This window comes from Plantibacter elymi (nom. nud.) (assembly GCF_900177795.1).
In the GTDB taxonomy this organism is placed as follows: Bacteria; Actinomycetota; Actinomycetes; order Actinomycetales; family Microbacteriaceae; genus Plantibacter; species Plantibacter elymi.
In genome coordinates this window covers 433,041-451,683 of sequence record NZ_FXWJ01000003.1, presented here as the reverse complement: position 1 = coordinate 451,683, position 18,643 = coordinate 433,041, and the positions used below count along the sequence as shown (strand labels likewise).

Below are 18,643 nucleotides of genomic sequence, written 5' to 3'. Positions count from 1 at the left end.
ATCGGCGAATCCAGGCGCATGGTGGCTCTACGACCACTTCTTGACCGTCCCACCAACGCCGGAGGAACGCATGTCCATCGCAGAACTGATTCCCGACACCGCACCCGCTCCCGCCGCCCGCGCGGAGCTCCGAGCGGTGCCGCGCCCGAAGCGGAGCGGCCGCGCCGAGCTGCACGCCTGGGTCGACGACCTGGCGGCCCTCCTGGAGCCGTCCGCGATCCACTGGGTCGACGGCTCCGCGAGCGAGTCGCACCGGCTCACCCACCAGCTCGTCGAAGAGGGGAAGCTGATCAAGCTCAACCCGGAGTGGCGGCCGAACAGTTTCCTCGCCCGCAGCGACCCGCGCGACGTCGCGCGCGTCGAGGACCGCACCTTCATCTGCTCCGAGCAGGAGGAGGACGCCGGCCCGACGAACAACTGGCGCGATCCCGCGGCGATGCGCGACGAACTGCACGGGGTCTTCGCCGGCAGCATGCGCGGCCGCACGATGTACGTCGTGCCGTTCTCGATGGGCGCGGTCGGCGGGCCGCTCTCGCAGCTCGGCGTGCAGATCACCGACTCGGCGTACGCGGTCCTCAGCATGGGCATCATGACGCGGATGGGCGACCGCGTCCTCGAGCTCATCGCCGACGGACAGCCGTGGGTCCGGACCGTCCACTCGGTCGGCGCTCCGCTCGAAGCAGGGCAGGCCGACGTGGTCTGGCCGTGCAACGACACCAAGTACATCGTCCAGTTCCCGGAGACGCGCGAAGTGTGGTCCTTCGGCTCCGGCTACGGCGGGAACGCGCTTCTCGCGAAGAAGTGCTTCGCGCTGCGGATCGCCTCGGTCATCGGACGCGACGAGGGCTGGCTGGCCGAGCACATGCTGCTGGTCCGGGTCGTCTCGCCGGAGGGCCGGGCGTTCCACATCGCCGCCGCGTTCCCCTCGGCCTGTGGCAAGACCAACCTCGCGATGCTGCGGCCGACGATCCCCGGGTGGACGGTCGAGACCCTCGGCGACGACATCGCGTGGATCCGGCCCGGCGACGACGGCCGCCTGTACGCCATCAACCCGGAGGCAGGCTTCTTCGGGGTCGCACCCGGCACGGGCGCCGGCACGAACGCGACGGCCGTCGACACCCTGTGGGGCAACACGATCTTCACCAACGTCGCGCTCCGCGACGACGGAGACGTCTGGTGGGAGGGGCTGACCCCCGAGCCGCCCGCCCACCTCGTCGACTGGCAGGGGCAGGACTGGACGCCCGAGTCGGGGCGCCCGGCGGCCCACCCGAACTCGCGGTTCACCGTCGCGGCGGCACAGTGCCCGTCGATCGCCGACGACTGGGACGCGGCCGACGGTGTCCCGCTCGACGCGATCCTCTTCGGCGGGCGTCGTGCCACGAACGTCCCGCTCGTGGTCGAGGCCAGCAGCTGGGAGCACGGCGTGTTCATGGGGGCGACCATCTCCTCCGAACAGACCGCCGCCGCCGAGGGCACGGTCGGGGAGCTCCGTCGCGACCCCTTCGCGATGCTCCCGTTCTGCGGCTACAACATGGCGGACTACTGGAGTCACTGGCTGCGGGTCGGCGGCGCACTCGAGCACGGTAGGGCGCCGCGGATCTTCCAGGTCAACTGGTTCCGGAAGGATGCCGACGGCTCCTTCCTCTGGCCTGGCTTCGGCGAGAACTCGCGGGTCATCGAGTGGATCGTGCGGCGGCTCGAGCACGAGGTCGACGCACGGGAGTCGGCGATCGGCCGGTTGCCCGTCCTCGACGAACTGAACCTCGACGGCATCGACGTGCCCGAGGCCGACCTCGACGCCCTGTTCGCCGTCGATCGCGAGTCCTGGCTCGTCGAGTGCGACCTCACCGAGTCCTTCTTCGACACCTTCGGCAACCGGGTCCCGGCCGCCCTCCGCGCGGAACTCGCCGCCCTGCGCTACCGCCTCCGGTCCTGATGCTCGTCCTCCATTCGCCCAGTTTTGGGCGAATGGAGGTTCGTGCGCCCAAAGATGGGCGAACGGACCGGCGACGAGGACGCTCCACAGCTCGACGGTTGGCCGGGACATCAACGCGTGACCGATCGCGCCGGTCGCGGACCGACCGATCGCGCGACGATCGAAGCATGACGCCCACCGATCTACCCGATCACCACGCCTTCTCCGTCCGCTCGGCGCTGGAGCAGGGCGTCTCGCCGGAGCGCCTCCGCACGACGCGTGTTCCAGCACCGTTCCCGGGGGTTCGGAGCTTCGCTGCACCGCGCAGGGGCGTGGACCTGCCTCCCGAACAGCGTCATCTCGCGCACCTGGAGCTGTGTCGGGCGTACGCCCAGCGAATGGCACCGGCGCAGTTCTTCTCGCACCTGTCGGCCGCGCACCTCCTGGATGCTCCGCTCCCGGCACGGCTGCGCTGGGACGAGGTGCATGTCGGCGTCCGGCCGCCGGACCGAGCGCCCAGGGTCGCCGGGGTCGTCGGCCATCGCTTGGCGGGCCTCTTCGGCGATCCGATCCTCATTGAGAGGCTCGCGGTCGTGAGTCCCGCCGACATGTGGTGCCAGCTCGGACCGAGTCTCGACATCGATGAGCTGGTCGCGGTCGGCGATCATCTGGTCCGTGAGCGTGGTGCCTCCGGGCGCTGGCTCCACCAGCGCCTTCCAGCGCTCTGCTCGCTCGACGACCTCGCAGCGGCGCTCAGTGGATCCCGGCATGTCGGCGCGGGGGCGCTCCGTGCCGCACTGCCGCAGATCCGCGCTGGTTCCGAATCGCCGAAGGAGACGGAACTCCGACTCGCCTTCGTTCGCGCCGGTCTCCCGGAGCCGGTGCTCAATCACGAACTGCGCGATCGCTGGGGGAGATTCATCGCACGTCTCGACCTCGCCTACCCGGCGTATCGCGCAGCGTTCGAGTACGACGGGCGCCAGCACGCCACCGACCCGGGTCAGTTCGCGAAGGACGTCGACCGGATCCATGCCGTCACCAGACTCGGCTGGTCCCACGACCGCTTCCTCGCACATCACCTGCAGGCGGGTGCCGCCGTCGCGGTCGACCGAGCGCGCGAGCGCCTCATCGCGGCAGGATGGCGCCCTTGACGCCGTTCATTCGCCCATTTTTGGGCGACGGAGCACTCGTTCGCCCAAACATGGGCGAATGAACCGGGGTCACACGAGGAGCTGGTGCTTCGCGAGTTCGCGGTAGAGCGGGACCTCGGTCACGAGGTCGCTGTGGGTGCCGACGCCGACCACCCGACCCTCCTCGAGGACGACGATCTGATCGCTGTCGACGACGGTCGAGAGCCGATGTGCGATGACGATGAGCGTGCGTCCCGTCGCGACCGCGTCGATGGCCTCGCGCATCATCTGCTCGTTGACGCCGTCGAGGCTCGAGGTCGACTCGTCCAACAACAGGATAGGGGGAGCCGCGAGGATGGCGCGCGCGATCGCGAGGCGTTGCCGCTCGCCACCCGACAACATGATGCCGTCCTCGCCGACCGGAGCGGCGAGACCGAGCGGGTTGCGGTCGAGGACCCCGCCGAGGTTGACCGCGTGCAACACGCGCTCGCAGTCGGCGTCGCTCGCGTCCGGTGACGACAGCAGCAGGTTGTCGCGCAGCGTGCCGGCGAGGACCGGGGCGTCCTGTTCCACGTACCCGATCTGGTCCCGGAGGTCGGCGCGGGGGATCGTGCGGATGTCGACGCCGCCCAGGCGGATGGCACCGGCCGTCGGGTCGTAGAACCGTTCGATGAGCCCGAGGATCGTGCTCTTGCCGGCGCCGGACGGTCCGACGAGCGCCGTGCGTCTGCCCTGCATCGCGGCGAAGGACACCCCGCGGAGCACCTGACGACCGAGCGCGGACTGCGCCTCGGTGAGTCGGGCGGCGTCGGCGGCAACGACCTCCGGTGCGCTGGTGCCGTCGCTCAGCGCCTCGGTCGCGAGCGCCTCCGCTGCGGCCCGTTCGCGCTCGATGACCGCCGCGTCCGGGTAGGCGAACTCGACGCCGTCGAACTCGATCGCCGGTGCGGACGCTGAGGCGGTCCCGGGACGTCCGACCCGCGCGGCGATGGCCGCGTCGTCGTCGCCCTCGTCGGGCAGGTCGAGGATCTCCTGGATCCGGCCGAGCGCTCCGAGCGCCTGGTTGACGCTCGTGATCGCGCCGAAGGCCTGGCCGAGCGGCATGATCATCATGAACAGGAAGAGGATGAACGCGACGAGACTCGCGATGGTGATGGCCCCGGACGCGACGCGGAACCCACCGACGCCCAGGACGACCAGGAACGAGGTCTGCATGGCGATGCCGGCGACCGGGACGACCAGCGAGGAGATCTTCGCGATCCGCACACCGACGCCGTAGACCTCCTTGGCCACGCCGTCCACCGCGTCGATCTCGCGGTCGGTCGCGTTGGACGCCCGGATGGTGCGGATGGAGCTGATGGCGCGCTCGACCGCAGCGGCGAGCTCACCCACCTTGGTCTGCTGTTCGCGGCTGGCGACGCGGATGCGTCCGCTCAGGGCGACGACCACGACGACCGAGACGATCACGACGAGGAGGGTGAGACCCAGCAGGACGGGGTCGATGATCGCCATGGCGATGAGCGCCCCGAGGAAGGTGATGGCACCGCCGACGGCGTCCACGAAGCCCTGCGTCAGGACGGCGTAGAGCATGGTCGTGTCGCTGCCGACCCGCGAGACGAGGTCGCCGGTCCGGCGCGTGTCGAACTGGCTGATCGGCAGCCGGAAGATGCGCGCGATCAGCTGGCGCCGCGAGGAGTAGACGACCCCGGTGCCCGCGCGCTGCAGGAGGTAGTGCTGGTACCCGCTGATGACGCCGGAGACCACGACGAGCCCGACGAGGAGCCACGCCAGGTTGCCGAGCGACCGGCCCGCCTCGACGACCCCGATCACCTGGCTGACGATGAGCGGCTGGGCGAGTGACGCGGCCGCTCCGATGACGCTCAGGATGATGACGACGATGAGGATCGAGCGGTGCTCGAAGATGTACGGCATGAGCTGCTTGAGGCTCGCGCGGGGACCGTCGTCCTTCGGTCGGCTGAACGGGTTGCGGCTGCGTGCCGGGCGCGCTGGGGTGCTCATGGTGCTCTTCCTCCGAGGTGCGGTGCGCGGCTCCGAGACGTCCATGGCGACGGCGCACCGTGGTTCAACTCTAGGCGACGGTCGCACGCGCCGAGTCCGAAGCCGACGCACCGAGCGCCCGCGCACCGAGGGCCGGTGCGCGGAGACGTCCTCCACGCACCGGCCCTCGGTGATCGCCCCGATCAGGCGTCGATGTCGACGTCCTTGGTCTCCTTGGAGACGATGAGGGCGACGAGTGTGATGAGGGCCATCGCCGAGAGGTAGACGCCGACCCAGAACGGGCTGCCGCCGCCGGCACTCCACAGCGCGACGGCGATGAACGGTGCCACCGCGGCGCCGAGGATCGACGACACGTTGTACGAGATGCCCGACCCGGTGTACCGGACGTTCGTCGGGAACAGCTCGGGCAGCAGGGCGCCCATCGGCCCGAAGGTGAACCCCATGAGGCTGAATCCGATGATGAGCCAGATCATGACCCCGGTGAACCCGGCGCCGAGCAGCGGGACCCAGACGAGCCCGAACACGAGGATCGCGCTCGTCACGACGATGAGCGTCTTGCGGCGTCCGTACCTGTCTGCGAAGGGGCCGGACACGAGCGTGAAGATCCCGAAGAAGACCACGCCGGCGATGAGCATGAGCACGAAGGTCGTGTAGCTGTAGCCGAGCCCGGCGACCGGTGCGTCGAGCGGCGCACGGCCGTAGCTCAGGGAGAACGTCGTCATCAGGTAGAAGAGCACGTAGGTGGCGAGCATGAAGAAGGTGCCGAGGAGCAGCTTGCGCCAGTGCAGCTTGACGACGCTCGCGAGCGGCGACCGCTGCACCTTGCCCTGCTCCTTCGCGTTCGTGAACGCGTTGCTCTCGACGAGACGGAGACGGACCCAGAGACCGACGATCACCATGACGACGGAGAAGAGGAACGGGATGCGCCAGCCCCACTCGAGGAACGCCTCGGACGGCATGGACGGGTCGTCGCTCGGGAGGATCGCCGCGATGATCAGGAAGAGTCCGTTGGCGATGATGAAGCCGATGGGCGCACCGAGCTGCGGGAACGTGCCGAACAGGGCGCGCTTGCCGGACGGGGCGTTCTCCGTCGCCACGAGTGCGGCGCCGGACCACTCGCCGCCGAGCGCGAAGCCCTGACCGATGCGGAGGATCACGAGGAGCAGCGGAGCGACCCAGCCGACGAGCTGGTAGGTCGGTAGGAGGCCGATGAGGAAGGTCGCGATCCCCATGGTGAGGAGGGCGCCGACGAGGGTCGCCTTCCGACCGCGCTTGTCGCCGAGGTGCCCGAAGATGACGGCACCGACGGGTCGGGCCACCATCGCGGCGCCGAACACGGCGAAGGAGGCGAGGAGACCCGCGGTCGGGTCCTCACTCGGGAAGAAGAGGTGCGGGAAGACGAGGACGGCGGCCGTCGCGTAGACGTAGAAGTCGTAGAACTCGATCGTCGTGCCGATGAGGCTGGCGAGGACGACACGGGAGCGCGGATTGACCGGGGCCTTGGTGACTGGGGTTGCTTCGAGAGACATGCGTGCGCGTTTCGGTTCGGGGATGGACGCCGTCGAAGCATCAGCACCGGTCGCGCACGCCCGCCGACGACGGCAGGATCAGAGGTTCGCCCGCTTGTGGCAGGACCATGACACTGTACGCCGAAGTACGGCATTCCGGTATTCGGTTGCCCGGACGGGCGTATGCCGATACGGGAATGCCGCGTGATGCGCCCGCGCTCGGGTCAGCCGCGCAGCTCGCGGAGGACGACCGCGGTCGCGACGGCGGCATCGGCGGCCTCCGCCCCCTTGTCCTCCTTCGACCCGGGCAGCCCTGCGCGGTCGAGCCCCTGCTTCTCGTCGTCGAGGGTGAGGACGCCGAAGCCGACGGGCTTGCCCGTCTGGATGCTGACCTGCGTGAGGCCACTCGTCGCGGCGTCGGAGACGTACTCGAAGTGCGGCGTGCCGCCACGGATGATGACGCCCAGCGCGACGACCGCGTCGGCCCCGGCCTCGAGGGCGGCCTTGGCCACGACCGGGAGTTCGAAGCTCCCGGGGACCCGCACGAGGCGGTGGTTGGCGCCGCTCGCATCGAGGGCCCTGACGGCTCCGGCGATGAGACCGTCGGTGATGGTCTCGTGCCAGGTGCCGGCGATGACGACGATGTCGAGGCCGGTGCCGTCGACGCTGATGGTGGGGGATCCTTCGCCGCTCATGCGGTCTCCTGTCTTCGTCCCCCGAGTGCGTCGAGGGGTTGGTGGTGCTCGCTCCTCGAGGGAATCGAGGGCGGCGGTGGACTACTGGTGGGGGTGCGGTTCCGGTGCGAGCTCGAACCCGATGCTGTGGCCCATGCGGTCGCGCTTCGTCTCGAGGTAGCCCTCGTTGAACAGGCCGACGCCGACCACCAGCGGGACGCGCTCGCTCACGGCGATGCCGTGGTTCGTGAGCTGTCGCTCCTTTTCCGGGTTGTTCGAGAGCAGGCGTACGGAGGTGATGCCGAGGTCGGTCAGGATCGCGCTCGCCGCCGTGTAGTCGCGGGCGTCGGCCGGCAACCCGAGCGCGAGGTTGGCGTCGAGGGTGTCGAGACCGTCCTCCTGCAACCGGTAGGCGCGCAGCTTGTTGACGAGGCCGATGCCGCGCCCCTCGTGCCCGCGCAGGTAGACGACCACACCGCCGTGGCGCTGGATGGTGTCCAGGGCGCTGTCGAGCTGCGGACCGCACTCGCACTTGAGCGAGCCGAACGCCTCGCCGGTGAGACACTCCGAGTGGACGCGCACGAGCGCACCGGTGGCCTGCGGGTCGCCGGCGATGATCGCGACGTGGTCGGCACCGGTCCTGCGGTCGCGGTAGGCACGCAACCGGAACGAGCCGTGCGTCGTCGGGACCGTCGTCTCCACCTCGAACGACACGTTCGACGACTCGGGGATGGCCGCCTGGGCGGCACGTTCCTCGGCGCAGACGGCGGCCGTGTCGGGGTTCTCTTCCAGGAACGCGATGAGGGCGGCGATCGTGGTGACGAGCACGCCCTCCCGCTCCCCGAGGGCGATGAGCCCGGGCAGACGCATCATCTCGCCGTCGTCGGCGACGATCTCGGAGATCGCCCCGACGGGGACGAGCCCCGCGAGCTTCATGAGGTCGACGGCCGCCTCCGTGTGGCCGTCGCGCTCGCGCACCCCGCCGTCGACGGCTCGCAACGGGACGATGTGTCCGGGGCGCGACAGACTGGCGGGCACGGACGCCGGGTCGGCGAGCACGCGCAGGGTGTGGGCGCGGTCGGCGGCGCTGATGCCGGTGCTGAGCCGGTCGGCCGCGTCGACCGTGACGGTGTACGCGGTGCCTCGGGGATCCTCGTTGAGCGCGACCATCGGTGGGAGGGCCAGGCGGTCGGCGATCTCGTTCGTCATCGGTGCGCAGATGAATCCGGAGGAGTGTCGGACCGTCCACGCGATCCACTCTTGCGTGGCGGACTCCGCGGCGAGGATCACGTCGCCCTCGTTCTCTCGGCCTTCGTCGTCCGCCACGATGACCGGGCGGCCCTGGCGGAGTGCCTCGAGGGCCTCCGGGATGCTGGCGATGCTCATGCGTTGCCCCTTCCGGTGGCGGTGGTGCCGACCGGGTCCGCGGACTGCGGATCCTGGTCGATGCTGCTGGGGAGTGCCGACTCGAGACGGCTGAATGCGAGCATCCGTTCGACGTGCCGGGCGAGGATGTCGGTCTCGAGGTTCACACGGTCGCCGGGGACCCGCTCACCGAGCGTCGTCGCGGCCAGCGTCTCGGGGATGAGGGACACCTCGAACCAGGCCTCCGGTGCGTCCGGTGCGCTGATGGCGCTGACGGTGAGCGAGACGCCGTCGACGGTGATCGACCCCTTGTCGACGACGAGCGGCGCGAGTGCCGCGGGGAGCGAGACGCGCACGACGCGCCAGGCCTCGCCGGGCACCGTGGCCAGGACGGTGCCGGTGCCGTCGACGTGCCCTTGGACGATGTGGCCGCCGAGGCGGTCGCCGACGCGGGCCGCACGCTCGAGGTTGACCGGGGATCCCACTGTGACGCCGTCGAGCGAGCTCATCGCGAGGGTCTGGGCCATGACGTCGGCCGTGAACGTCTCGCCGGTCTGCTCGACGACGGTGAGGCAGACACCACTCACGGCGATGGAGTCCCCGTGCCGGGTGCCCTCGAGGGCGAGCGGGCCGCGGACGGTGAAACGTGCCGAGTCCTCGCCGTGGTCGATGGCGACGATGGTGCCGAGTTCTTCGATGATGCCCGTGAACATGGGTGGTCCGTTCTCTGGGGGTCAGGCGGTGAGGTCGTGGGCGGCCGAGGCGGAGGCGCTGCGGTCGGGTGTCGTGATGACGAGGAGGTCGTCGCCGAAGGGTTCGACGCCGACGGTGGTGAGGCGGATCGCATCGCCGATGGTGTCGACACCGAGGTCGCCGATCGCGAGGCGAGGGCCGCCGAGGAGCACCGGGGCGAGGTAGGTGAGGACCGTGTCGGCGAGTCCTGCGCGGAGGAACGCCGTGGCGATGGTCGGGCCGCCCTCGATGAAGACGCTCCGGACGCCCGCGGCGCGGAGTTCGGCGAGCAGCGCAGCCGGATCATGCCCGTGGTGGACGACGACCGGCCGGGGGTGGCGGTGGACGGCGGCGTCCCGGGGGATCGGGCGATCGCCCATGACGACGGGCAGGGGCTGCTCGGGCAGGAGGTCGCCGCGGTCGTCGCGAGCGGTGAGGCTCGGGTCGTCGGCGAGGACCGTCCCCGTGCCGACGAGGATCGCGTCGTGGGCGGCCCGCCGACGGTGGACGTCGTCGCGCGCGGCATCGCCGGTGATCCAGCGGCTCGTGCCGTCGCTCGCGGCGATCCGCCCGTCGAGACTCGAGGCCCACTTCACTGTCACGAGCGGACGCCCGAGGCGGGCGGTGGTGAGCCAGTCACCCAGGAGGGCTTCCGCCGGTCCGGCGAGCACACCGCCGACGACGGTCACGCCGCCGTCGCGGAGTCGTTCCGCTCCACCTCCGGAGTGGTGGCCGGGGTCGTCCACGGCGAACACGACGCGGTCGACACCGGCCTCGAGGAGGGCGACGGCACACGGTCCGGTCCGGCCCGTGTGGTTGCAGGGTTCGAGGCTGACGACGGCGGTCGCGCCGAGGGCCGCTCCGGGAGCGAGGTGGGACAGGGCGTCGACCTCCGCATGCGGGGTGCCGGCTCCACGGTGCCAACCCTCGGCGAGCACGGTGCCGTCGGCGTCGAGGATGACGCAGCCGACGCGGGGGTTGACCCCGCGGGCGGGGCCGTTGGCGGCGAGTTCGAGCGCGCGCAGCATGGCCTGCTCCTCGCGGACACTCGCCTGCGGTGCCTCGGTTCCTGCGCTCATCTGTCCGTCATCTCGGTCGGTACTGACACGAGTTCCGGGGTCGCGGGCAGGTGCTCGCCGGCGTCGACCATCGGCCGACGCCCGTGCTTCCTTCCATCCGGACTCGAACGCCGCCTGCGAGCAGACGCGTTCATAACCGTCGGTCCTGGAGTTCCACCAGGTCAACCGGGCCTCGCTTGCGCGAGACACGGGTCGCGGACTATCACCGCCGGTTCGGACTCTCACCGACCCCGGAGCACGTTACATGTTGTCGATTCTAGGTCAACGGGCTGAGACACCCGTCTATTCCGACGAACTGTGACGATGCTCACGGCTGCCCGGACTGCCTGATTGTCGGCGATCTTCGAGCTTCTCGCAAGAGGCATTTTTGCTGACTAGCATTTAAATTTTACATATACATACGGTAATGGAACGAAATCAGATCGGGCGCGGGAACCCGCGCCCCGTACAGATAGGAGAACACCATGCGAATCCTCTCGCGGTCCCTCATGTCTCTCGCGGCGGGCGCAGTTGTCATCTGCTGCGGCGCATTCGCCCCAGCACCGACGATCGTGCCTCACGTCAGCCCATCGCACAGTGAGCAGCTGGTTCAGGTGGAGCGCTCTGAATCCGGCGCGTCGTCTCGTATGCTCCAGTGGTCGTTGTTCGAACGCAACATCAGCAGCTTGGCGGCGTGCAACTCGCTGATGAACAAGATGAAGCCTGCGTATGGCCCGAACTTCCGCTGGGATTGCGAGTCCTATTTGTCGTCGACGTGCCCGCCGATCACGAGGTGGGCTCTCTGGTTTGCTGACGCGAGCGGCACTCGGGCGGCGTCCCAAGCCGGAGTTCCCGCAGAACCAGCGGCGCACTGCTGATGAGGACGGAGCCGACGTGGTGAGGATGTCGCCGGATGTACCGAACGCTGCCCAGGTCGCAGACCTGGTGTGCAGCTTGCTCGAGATTGGCTGGCCCGCCGGCATACCTCGGGAGGACTGGCTGTCCGGGGTGGGCTGTTCGCCGCTCCGAGCGGTGATGCCCGGACTCTGGGAATTCGAACTGCGTTGGCCGGGCTGCACCGGTACGTGGTGGTCGAGTGATGATGAGCAGACGCTCACGCTCTATCCGTATCAGGCGCAGCCCACTGACGTCGCAGCTCTTCATGCTGCATATGACGCCCTGTCCCGAACCCTGTCAGCCGTCTGCGGCTTGCCGGAGGAATCAGCAGCCGCAGCGTCCAGTGGGCCCAGGGCGGACTGGCTGATCGGCGATCGTTTCGTCGAGCTCGCGGGGTACTGGAAGCACGGAGTGATCGGCGTCGTCGCGGTCTCGCTTGGATCGCGCCACGGCTGACGACACGACCGGATCGATGACACACGCTTCCGCGGAGACGTGATCGTCGGCGAGACGACCACCACGTCCAGCCGGTCGCAGCCAGCCCGTCGTCTCGGCAGTGCAGCGCGGGGTGCTCGGGTGCAGGCCCGAGCACCTCAGCGCTGGGCGTCGTGTTGGTCGATCGCCGCGCGGGCGGTGCCCTCGTCGACCACGAGGTCGGAGATGAGCCCGCCCGCCAACGCCCCGAGGAGCGGGGGGACCTTGGCGGCTCCCGCGACCACGCAGATCCGGCGGGAGACGCCGCGCAGCACGTCGAGGTCGGGCCCGGACGCCCGGTTGTTGAATGGGATGTCGCGCCAGGAACCGTCGGCGCGGAAGAACACGGTCGCGACGTCCCCGACCGCGCCGGCGCTCGCGAGCGCCTCGAAGTCGCTGTCGTCGAGGTAACCGCCGACGTACACGTGGCTGGGCACACCCGACAGCTGCGAACCGAGACCGAACAGTGCGACGTCCATGCGGCGCTGGATCTCGAGCACGCGTCGGATGCTGCGCTCCCGCCAGAGGGCGAGCTTGGTCGACGGGTCGTCGAAGAAGGCCGGCACCGCGAACTGCTGCGCGTAGGCCCCGTAGGCGTCCGCGTACCGATGCAGGATCTCGCTCGCGTAGAGGATGCCCGAGGTGCGCGTGTTGGCCGCACCGTTCAGCTGGACGATCTGCGAGTTGTGGGTCCGCTTGGGGGTGAGGTGCCTCGCCACCGCGCTCACGGTCGAGCCCCATGCCAGGCCGAGCGTCATGTTCGAGTCGAACACCGAGCCGAGAAAACGTGCAGCCGAGAGGGCGACCCGCTCCAGGCGGTCGATGTCGCTCGTGTGGTCGGGGACCGGGACGATGTGGGCGGTCACGCCGAAACGGTCGCGGAACTCCGCCTCGAGCCGCGACGGCATGTCGTGCGGGGAGCGCACCTGGATGTCCACGAGCCCGCTTTCCCGCGCATATCCGAGCAGGCGGGACACCGACGACCGGGAGGTGTGGAGCTCCTGGGCGATGGCCTCCATGGTGAGGTCCTGCACGTAATACAGCTGTGCGGCACGGAGCGCCTCGGCCGTCCTGTCCGGCTGGCTGAGCGCGTCTGCGAGCGACATCGGGTCTCCTTGCACGTTTGTTCACTAGGGCTGTTCAGAGTTGCAGCGGGTGTCACGATGTATTCAGTCACATCATTCAGCGGCGCGCAATCCCGGCAGCGTCGCGTACCAACCGCGAAGAAGCGAGGCATCTCATGTCCCTCAAGTCGTCAGCTCCCCGTTCCACCGTCCAGTCCGTCATCGACCGCCCGCAGGCGTCGGTGCTCATCATCGGCGGCGGCATCAACGGCATCGCGACCTTCCGCGACCTCGCGCTCCAGGGTGTCGACGTCACACTCGTGGAACGCAACGACTGGGCCTCCGGCGCCTCCGCCGCGTCGAGCCACATGATCCACGGCGGTATCCGGTACCTCGAGAACGGCGAGTTCCGCCTCGTCCAGGAGTCGGTGCAGGAGCGCAACGGGCTCATCAAGATCGCCCCGCACTACGTGAAGCCGCTCGAGACCACGGTCCCGATCTTCTCGACCTTCTCCGGCATCCTCTCCGCACCGCTGCGCTTCCTCACCCACAAGCAGGGCAAGCCGCAGGAGCGTGGCGCGCTGCTCATCAAGGTCGGCCTCACCGCGTACGACTCCTTCTCCCGCGACGGCGGCAGCGTGCCGCGTCACCGCTTCCACGGCCGCAAGAAGTCCCTCGCCGACCTGCCGAAGATGAACCCGGGCCTCAAGTACACGGCGACCTACTACGACGCCTCCATGCACGACCCGGAGCGCCTCGCACTCGACGTCCTCATGGACGGCCTCGCCGCCGGCCCGCACGCCCGCGCCGTCAACTACGTCGAGGCGGTCGGCATGGGAGCCGACGGCGTCGAGCTCCGCGACACCGTCACCGGCCAGACCTTCACCGTGACGAGCGACGTCGTGGTCAACACCTCCGGCCCCTGGACCGACCTCACGAACGCCGGCCTCGGCGAGCCGACGACCTACATGGGCGGCACGAAGGGCTCGCACATCGTCCTCGACAACCCGGAGCTCTACGCGGCCACCAAGGGGCGCGAGATCTTCTTCGAGCACGAGGACGGCCGCATCGTCCTCATCTACCCGCTCAAGGGCAAGGTCATGGTCGGCACGACCGACATCGACGCCGACCCGAGCACTCCGAGCGTCTGCACCGAGGAGGAGGTCGACTACTTCTTCGACCTCGTGAAGCACGTCTTCCCGACCATCGCGACCTCGCGCGAGCAGATCGTCTACCGGTTCTCCGGCATCCGCCCGCTGCCGAAGCACGACGACGAGGCACCCGGCTTCGTGTCGCGCGACTACCGGATCGAGCGCCGGGCCGCCGCTGCACGTCCGTCCACCACCGTGTTCAGCCTCGTCGGCGGCAAGTGGACCACCTTCCGGGCCCTCGCCGAGCACCTCAGCACGGACGTGCTCAACACCATCGGGGCCCCGCGCCCCGTGGAGACCCTCGGACTCGCGATCGGCGGCGGCGCCGGCTTCCCGCGCACCGACGCCGCGACGCGCACCTGGGTCGCCGCGCACGAGGACGGCACCGGTGCCAAGCGTGCCGAGCAGCTGCTGGGCCGGTACGGCACGAAGGCCGCCGCGCTCCTCGAGCACCTGGCCGAGCATGGTGACGACCGGCTGCAGGGCGCTGCAGACTACAGCGTGCAGGAGCTCGAGTACCTCATCGAGCAGGAGCAGGTCGTGCACCTCTCCGACGTGCTGCACCGCCGCACGAGCCTCGCCTTCACCGGATCGCTCACCGCCGGCCTCGTCGACGAGATCGCCCGCGTCGTCGGCGGTGTCCTCGGGTGGGACGACGCCGAGCGGACCGCGCAGATCACCGCAGCGCTCGACCGCCTGCGCGACGCCCACCAGGTCGACCTCCGGGTCGACGCCGCCAAGGAGGCCCCGGCGTTCTCATAATGCACGAATGTGCAGGCAAGGCCCTTGTCCTGTGCAACAGGAGCTGGCTACCTTACAAGCAACTGGTCAGTGCAACCTCGCCCAGCGGGGGCTCGCGCCTCGGCGTCGGCCCCCACACGGCCACACCTATGAAAGGTCAATGAAGACATGAACCTCGGAACCATCTTCCTCTCCGAGACCGTGGGGACGGCGATGCTCGTCCTCCTCGGTACCGGTGTGGTCGCCACGGCGATCCTCACGAAATCCAAGGGCCTCGGTGGCGGCTGGCTGCTCATCAACTTCGGTTGGGGCCTCGCGGTCTTCGCCGGTGTCACGGTGTCCTACGCCTCCGGCGGACACCTGAACCCCGCCGTCACGATCGGCTTCCTCACCACCGGATCGATCGACTTCGGGACGGCGCTCGTCTACTGGGCGGCGCAGATGGTCGGTGCCTTCATCGGTGCCGTGCTGACGTACTTCGCCTTCAAGCAGCACTTCGACCAGGAGGAGGACCCGGGTAAGAAGCTCGGCGTCTTCTCGACCGGTCCGGAGATCCGCAGCTACGGCTGGAACCTCGTCACCGAGGTCATCGCGACCTTCGTCCTCGTCTTCGTCGTGATGTCCTTCGGCAAGACCGGCCCCGACGCGGTGGTCATCGAGGGCGTCCCCGGGGGACTCGCAGCCCTCGGCGCCCTGCCCGTCGCCCTGCTCGTCGTCGGTATCGGTGCCTCCCTCGGTGGCCCGACCGGCTACGCGATCAACCCGGCACGTGACCTCGGTCCGCGCATCGCCCACGCCCTCCTCCCCATCAAGGGCAAGGGCAAGAGCGACTGGTCCTACGCCTGGGTGCCGGTCGTCGGCCCCCTGCTCGGCGGTGTCCTCGCGGCCCTCGCCTCGATGGTGCTGCTCCCGGCCGTCTGACCTGACGCCGCGGCGGTGACCGGACACGATCACCGCCGCGGCACCCCGGGGTACCGGTTCCGGTGCCTCACCTCGCAACGCACGCAACGAAGGAGTATCCAATGGCGGACTACGTCATCGCAATCGACCAGGGGACGACGAGTTCCCGGGCCATCGTCTTCGACAAGAGCGGATCGATCGTCTCGACGGGCCAGCTCGAGCACGAGCAGATCTTCCCGAAGGCCGGCTGGGTCGAGCACAACCCGAACCAGATCTGGAACAACACCCGCGAGGTCATCGGCCAGGCGCTCAGCAAGGCCAACATCACCCGGCACGCCATCGCGGCCATCGGCATCACGAACCAGCGCGAGACCGCCGTCGTGTGGGACAAGACCACCGGTCAGCCCGTCTACAACGCGATCGTCTGGCAGGACACGCGCACGCAGGACATCGTGAACCGCCTCGCTGCGGACGGTGGCGTCGAGCGCTTCAAGAAGACCGTCGGCCTGCCGCTGGCGACCTACTTCTCCGGTACGAAGATCGTCTGGATCCTCGAGAACGTCGAGGGTGCTCGCGAGAAGGCCGAGGCGGGCGACCTCCTCTTCGGCACGACCGACAGCTGGGTCATCTGGAACCTCACCGGTGGTGTCAACGGCGGCGTGCACGTGACCGACGTCACCAACGCCTCGCGCACGCTCTTCATGGACCTCGAGACCCTGCAGTGGGACGACGAGATCCTCAAGGCGTTCGGGGTCCCGAAGTCGATGCTCCCGGAGATCAAGAGCTCCTCCGAGATCTACGGCCACGCGTCCGACGACAGCCTCCTCCGCGAGACGCCGATCGCCGGCATCCTCGGTGACCAGCAGGCGGCGACCTTCGGTCAGGCGGCGTTCCAGCAGGGCGAGGCCAAGAACACCTACGGCACCGGTAACTTCATCATCTTCAACACCGGTGAGGAGATCGTCCACTCCGAGAACGGTCTGCTGACGACGCTCGGCTACAAGCTCGGCGACGCGAAGCCGCACTACGCGCTCGAGGGTTCGATCGCCGTGACCGGTTCGCTCGTCCAGTGGCTGCGCGACAACCTCGGCATGTTCTCCTCCGCTCCCGAGGTCGAGGCGCTCGCCAAGACCGTCGAGGACAACGGTGGCGCGTACTTCGTGCCGGCGTTCTCCGGGCTGTTCGCGCCGTACTGGCGTCCGGACGCCCGCGGTGCGCTCGTCGGGCTCACCCGCTACGTGAACAAGGGCCACATCGCCCGGGCCGCCCTCGAGTCGACCGCATTCCAGACGGCCGAGGTCATCGACGCCGTCAACGCCGACTCGGGTGTCCCGCTGACGGAGCTCAAGGTCGACGGCGGCATGACCGCCAACGACACACTCATGCAGTTCCAGGCCGACATCCTCGGCGTCCCGGTCATCCGACCGGTCGTCGCCGAGACCACGGCGCTCGGCGCGGCCTACGCGGCCGGTCTCGCCGTCGGCTTCTGGTCCGACCTCGACGACCTCGCGAAGAACTGGCAGGAGGACAAGCGCTGGGAGCCCAACATGGACTCCGCAGAGCGCGACCGCCTCTACCGCAACTGGAAGAAGGCCGTCACGAAGACCTTCGACTGGGTCGACGACGACGTGCAGTAGTCCCGACCGACCGGAACGGCCCGTCCTCCTCGCGGAGGGCGGGCCGTTCTGTCGTTCCTCCTCGTGCCGCTCCCCGCAGGGTGCACCTGCGCACAACTCCTGCAGCTTGAGGACCGACTCGGGAGCAACCGCGCCATTCCGCCTGCCCGCGCCGTCCGGGCCGGTCGGGCGCAGGAGTTCTGCGCGAACTCGGCGCCTCCCGCGAGACTCGCTCCGACCCCCATCTCGTCGAGACTGGTGTCCCACATGCGCATAACTCCTGCTCGTCGCTGCTGTGGCGCCTCGCTGGGGTCGATCCTGAGCGTTGGCCAGCGGCCAGCAGGAGTTGTGAACCGCGCGCGACGGTGACGCCCCGACCGTGACCCTCCTCCACAGCGTTCCCGCAGTCGTCGACCGCCGACGACGCAGCCGCGTGGGACCGCCCGCTCGATCGGTGCCCCGAACCTCGATGGATGGACAGTGCAGCTTCTGGTCACACGATCCTCGCCCGCTCGACGCTTCTCGAGGAAGGGATGCGACCGCGTGAGATCACCCAGGCGGTGCGTGACGGAACGATCGTTCGCGTGCGGCGCGATCGATACGCGCTCCCCGGAGTGCATGATGACATCCGTGCCGCAGTGCGCATCGGAGGGAGGCGGGCATGCCTGTCCACCCTGGCCGCCCGTGGAGTATTCGTGTTCGACGCCACTCGGGTCCATGTGCATGTGGACCGCAGCGCCTCACGACTTCGTGGACCGCGGGCGGAGGACCGTCGGCTGGCTACCAGCGATCGACGGGAGTTCACCCTGCACTGGCGACCGCTTGACCAGCCGTGCGGCACGTTCGACTGCGACGTGTCGATCATCGACGCACTGGCCCAGTCCATTCGGTGCCAGGTGCCGCGCATGGCACTCGCGACGCTCGACAGCGCGGTCCACCTCGGGTTGGTCGATGAGCCCGACCTCAGACGAGTCTTCGCCCTGGTGCCCGAACGCTTTCGTGCGCTCATGGCGTTGATCGATGGACGTGCCGAGTCAGGTCCGGAGACACTCCTGCGCTTGATCGTCCGCAGCCTCGGTCTGCCGTATGAAGTGCAGCCCCGTCTGGCGGAGGGTGGACGCGGTGATCTCCTGGTGGCTGAGTCGTTGTTGATCGAGGTCGACAGTCGAGCCCATCATGAAGGGTGGTCGCACGCCGTCTCAGACCGCACCCGCGACCTCAGAGCCGCCTCGCGCGGGCTGATGACGTTGCGACCGCTCTACCAGCATGTGGTGCATGAGCCCGGGCTCGTCGCGGCAGCGATCACCGGTCTGATCGGGGACGTGCGCACCACTCCTGCTCACCGCGCGGGTACTCCGCGGGCCGCGCGGTGAATGCGGTGACTGTGGGCTTGCAGACA

14 protein-coding genes and 1 riboswitch are annotated in these 18,643 nt (G+C 69.1%); of the genes, 7 read left to right on the top strand and 7 right to left on the bottom strand.

What is annotated here, in order from left to right; genetic code table 11:
* Positions 1-70: 70 nt before the first annotated feature.
* The gene (locus CCK91_RS11500) at positions 71-1,936 is read left to right on the top strand and encodes a phosphoenolpyruvate carboxykinase (GTP) (RefSeq protein WP_086474119.1); all 1,866 of its coding nucleotides are present in this window, start codon (positions 71-73) and stop codon (positions 1,934-1,936) included.
* Between the two features lie 167 nt (positions 1,937-2,103).
* Complete coding sequence (locus CCK91_RS11495) at positions 2,104-3,066, top strand: hypothetical protein (protein WP_133059982.1); 963 nt, start codon at positions 2,104-2,106, stop codon at positions 3,064-3,066.
* A 69-nt stretch (positions 3,067-3,135) separates the two neighbouring features.
* Here CCK91_RS11495 and CCK91_RS11490 read toward each other — a convergent pair whose 3' ends face one another.
* From CCK91_RS11490 to ribD, 6 genes are all read right to left on the bottom strand, one after another.
* Entirely contained in the window at positions 3,136-5,064 is a 1,929-nt protein-coding gene (locus CCK91_RS11490) for an ABC transporter ATP-binding protein (protein WP_086474322.1), read from the bottom strand.
* Between the two features lie 182 nt (positions 5,065-5,246).
* A complete protein-coding gene (locus CCK91_RS11485; protein WP_086474117.1) occupies positions 5,247-6,593 on the bottom strand; it encodes an MFS transporter in 1,347 nt (448 codons plus the stop codon).
* A 203-nt stretch (positions 6,594-6,796) separates the two neighbouring features.
* Positions 6,797-7,267: a 6,7-dimethyl-8-ribityllumazine synthase gene (gene ribH / locus CCK91_RS11480; protein ID WP_086474116.1), complete on the bottom strand. Its 471-nt coding sequence runs from the start codon at positions 7,265-7,267 to the stop codon at positions 6,797-6,799.
* 81 nt (positions 7,268-7,348) lie between these two features.
* On the bottom strand, positions 7,349-8,632 hold the full coding sequence (gene ribA / locus CCK91_RS11475) for a GTP cyclohydrolase II (protein WP_086474115.1): 1,284 nt from the start codon (positions 8,630-8,632) through the stop codon (positions 7,349-7,351).
* Entirely contained in the window at positions 8,629-9,324 is a 696-nt protein-coding gene (locus tag CCK91_RS11470) for a riboflavin synthase (RefSeq protein WP_086474114.1), read from the bottom strand. The genes ribA and CCK91_RS11470 overlap by 4 nt, the downstream gene beginning before the upstream one ends.
* Positions 9,325-9,345: 21 nt before the next feature.
* Positions 9,346-10,422, bottom strand: a complete 1,077-nt coding sequence (gene ribD / locus CCK91_RS11465; protein ID WP_242664520.1) for a bifunctional diaminohydroxyphosphoribosylaminopyrimidine deaminase/5-amino-6-(5-phosphoribosylamino)uracil reductase RibD — start codon at positions 10,420-10,422, stop codon at positions 9,346-9,348.
* 80 nt (positions 10,423-10,502) lie between these two features.
* Positions 10,503-10,664: riboswitch (FMN riboswitch) on the bottom strand.
* A 640-nt stretch (positions 10,665-11,304) separates the two neighbouring features.
* Between ribD and CCK91_RS11460 the strand changes: the two genes are divergently transcribed.
* Entirely contained in the window at positions 11,305-11,754 is a 450-nt protein-coding gene (locus CCK91_RS11460; protein ID WP_165767030.1) for a hypothetical protein, read from the top strand.
* A gap of 137 nt (positions 11,755-11,891) precedes the next feature.
* Here CCK91_RS11460 and CCK91_RS11455 read toward each other — a convergent pair whose 3' ends face one another.
* Entirely contained in the window at positions 11,892-12,878 is a 987-nt protein-coding gene (locus CCK91_RS11455; protein ID WP_064294816.1) for a sugar-binding transcriptional regulator, read from the bottom strand.
* Positions 12,879-13,012: 134 nt separating this feature from the next.
* Here CCK91_RS11455 and CCK91_RS11450 point away from each other — a divergent pair, with 134 nt between their 5' ends.
* The 4 genes from CCK91_RS11450 to CCK91_RS11435 all read left to right on the top strand — a co-directional run bounded on the left by CCK91_RS11450 (position 13,013) and on the right by CCK91_RS11435 (position 18,617).
* A complete protein-coding gene (locus CCK91_RS11450) occupies positions 13,013-14,749 on the top strand; it encodes a glycerol-3-phosphate dehydrogenase/oxidase (protein WP_086474112.1) in 1,737 nt (578 codons plus the stop codon).
* Between the two features lie 147 nt (positions 14,750-14,896).
* Positions 14,897-15,649: an MIP/aquaporin family protein gene (locus CCK91_RS11445; protein ID WP_079002885.1), complete on the top strand. Its 753-nt coding sequence runs from the start codon at positions 14,897-14,899 to the stop codon at positions 15,647-15,649.
* Positions 15,650-15,750: 101 nt separating this feature from the next.
* Positions 15,751-17,265: a glycerol kinase GlpK gene (gene glpK, locus CCK91_RS11440; RefSeq protein WP_079707342.1), complete on the top strand. Its 1,515-nt coding sequence runs from the start codon at positions 15,751-15,753 to the stop codon at positions 17,263-17,265.
* Positions 17,266-17,717: 452 nt separating this feature from the next.
* Positions 17,718-18,617: a hypothetical protein gene (locus CCK91_RS11435; protein WP_086474111.1), complete on the top strand. Its 900-nt coding sequence runs from the start codon at positions 17,718-17,720 to the stop codon at positions 18,615-18,617.
* The last annotated feature ends 26 nt before the right edge of the window (positions 18,618-18,643 follow it).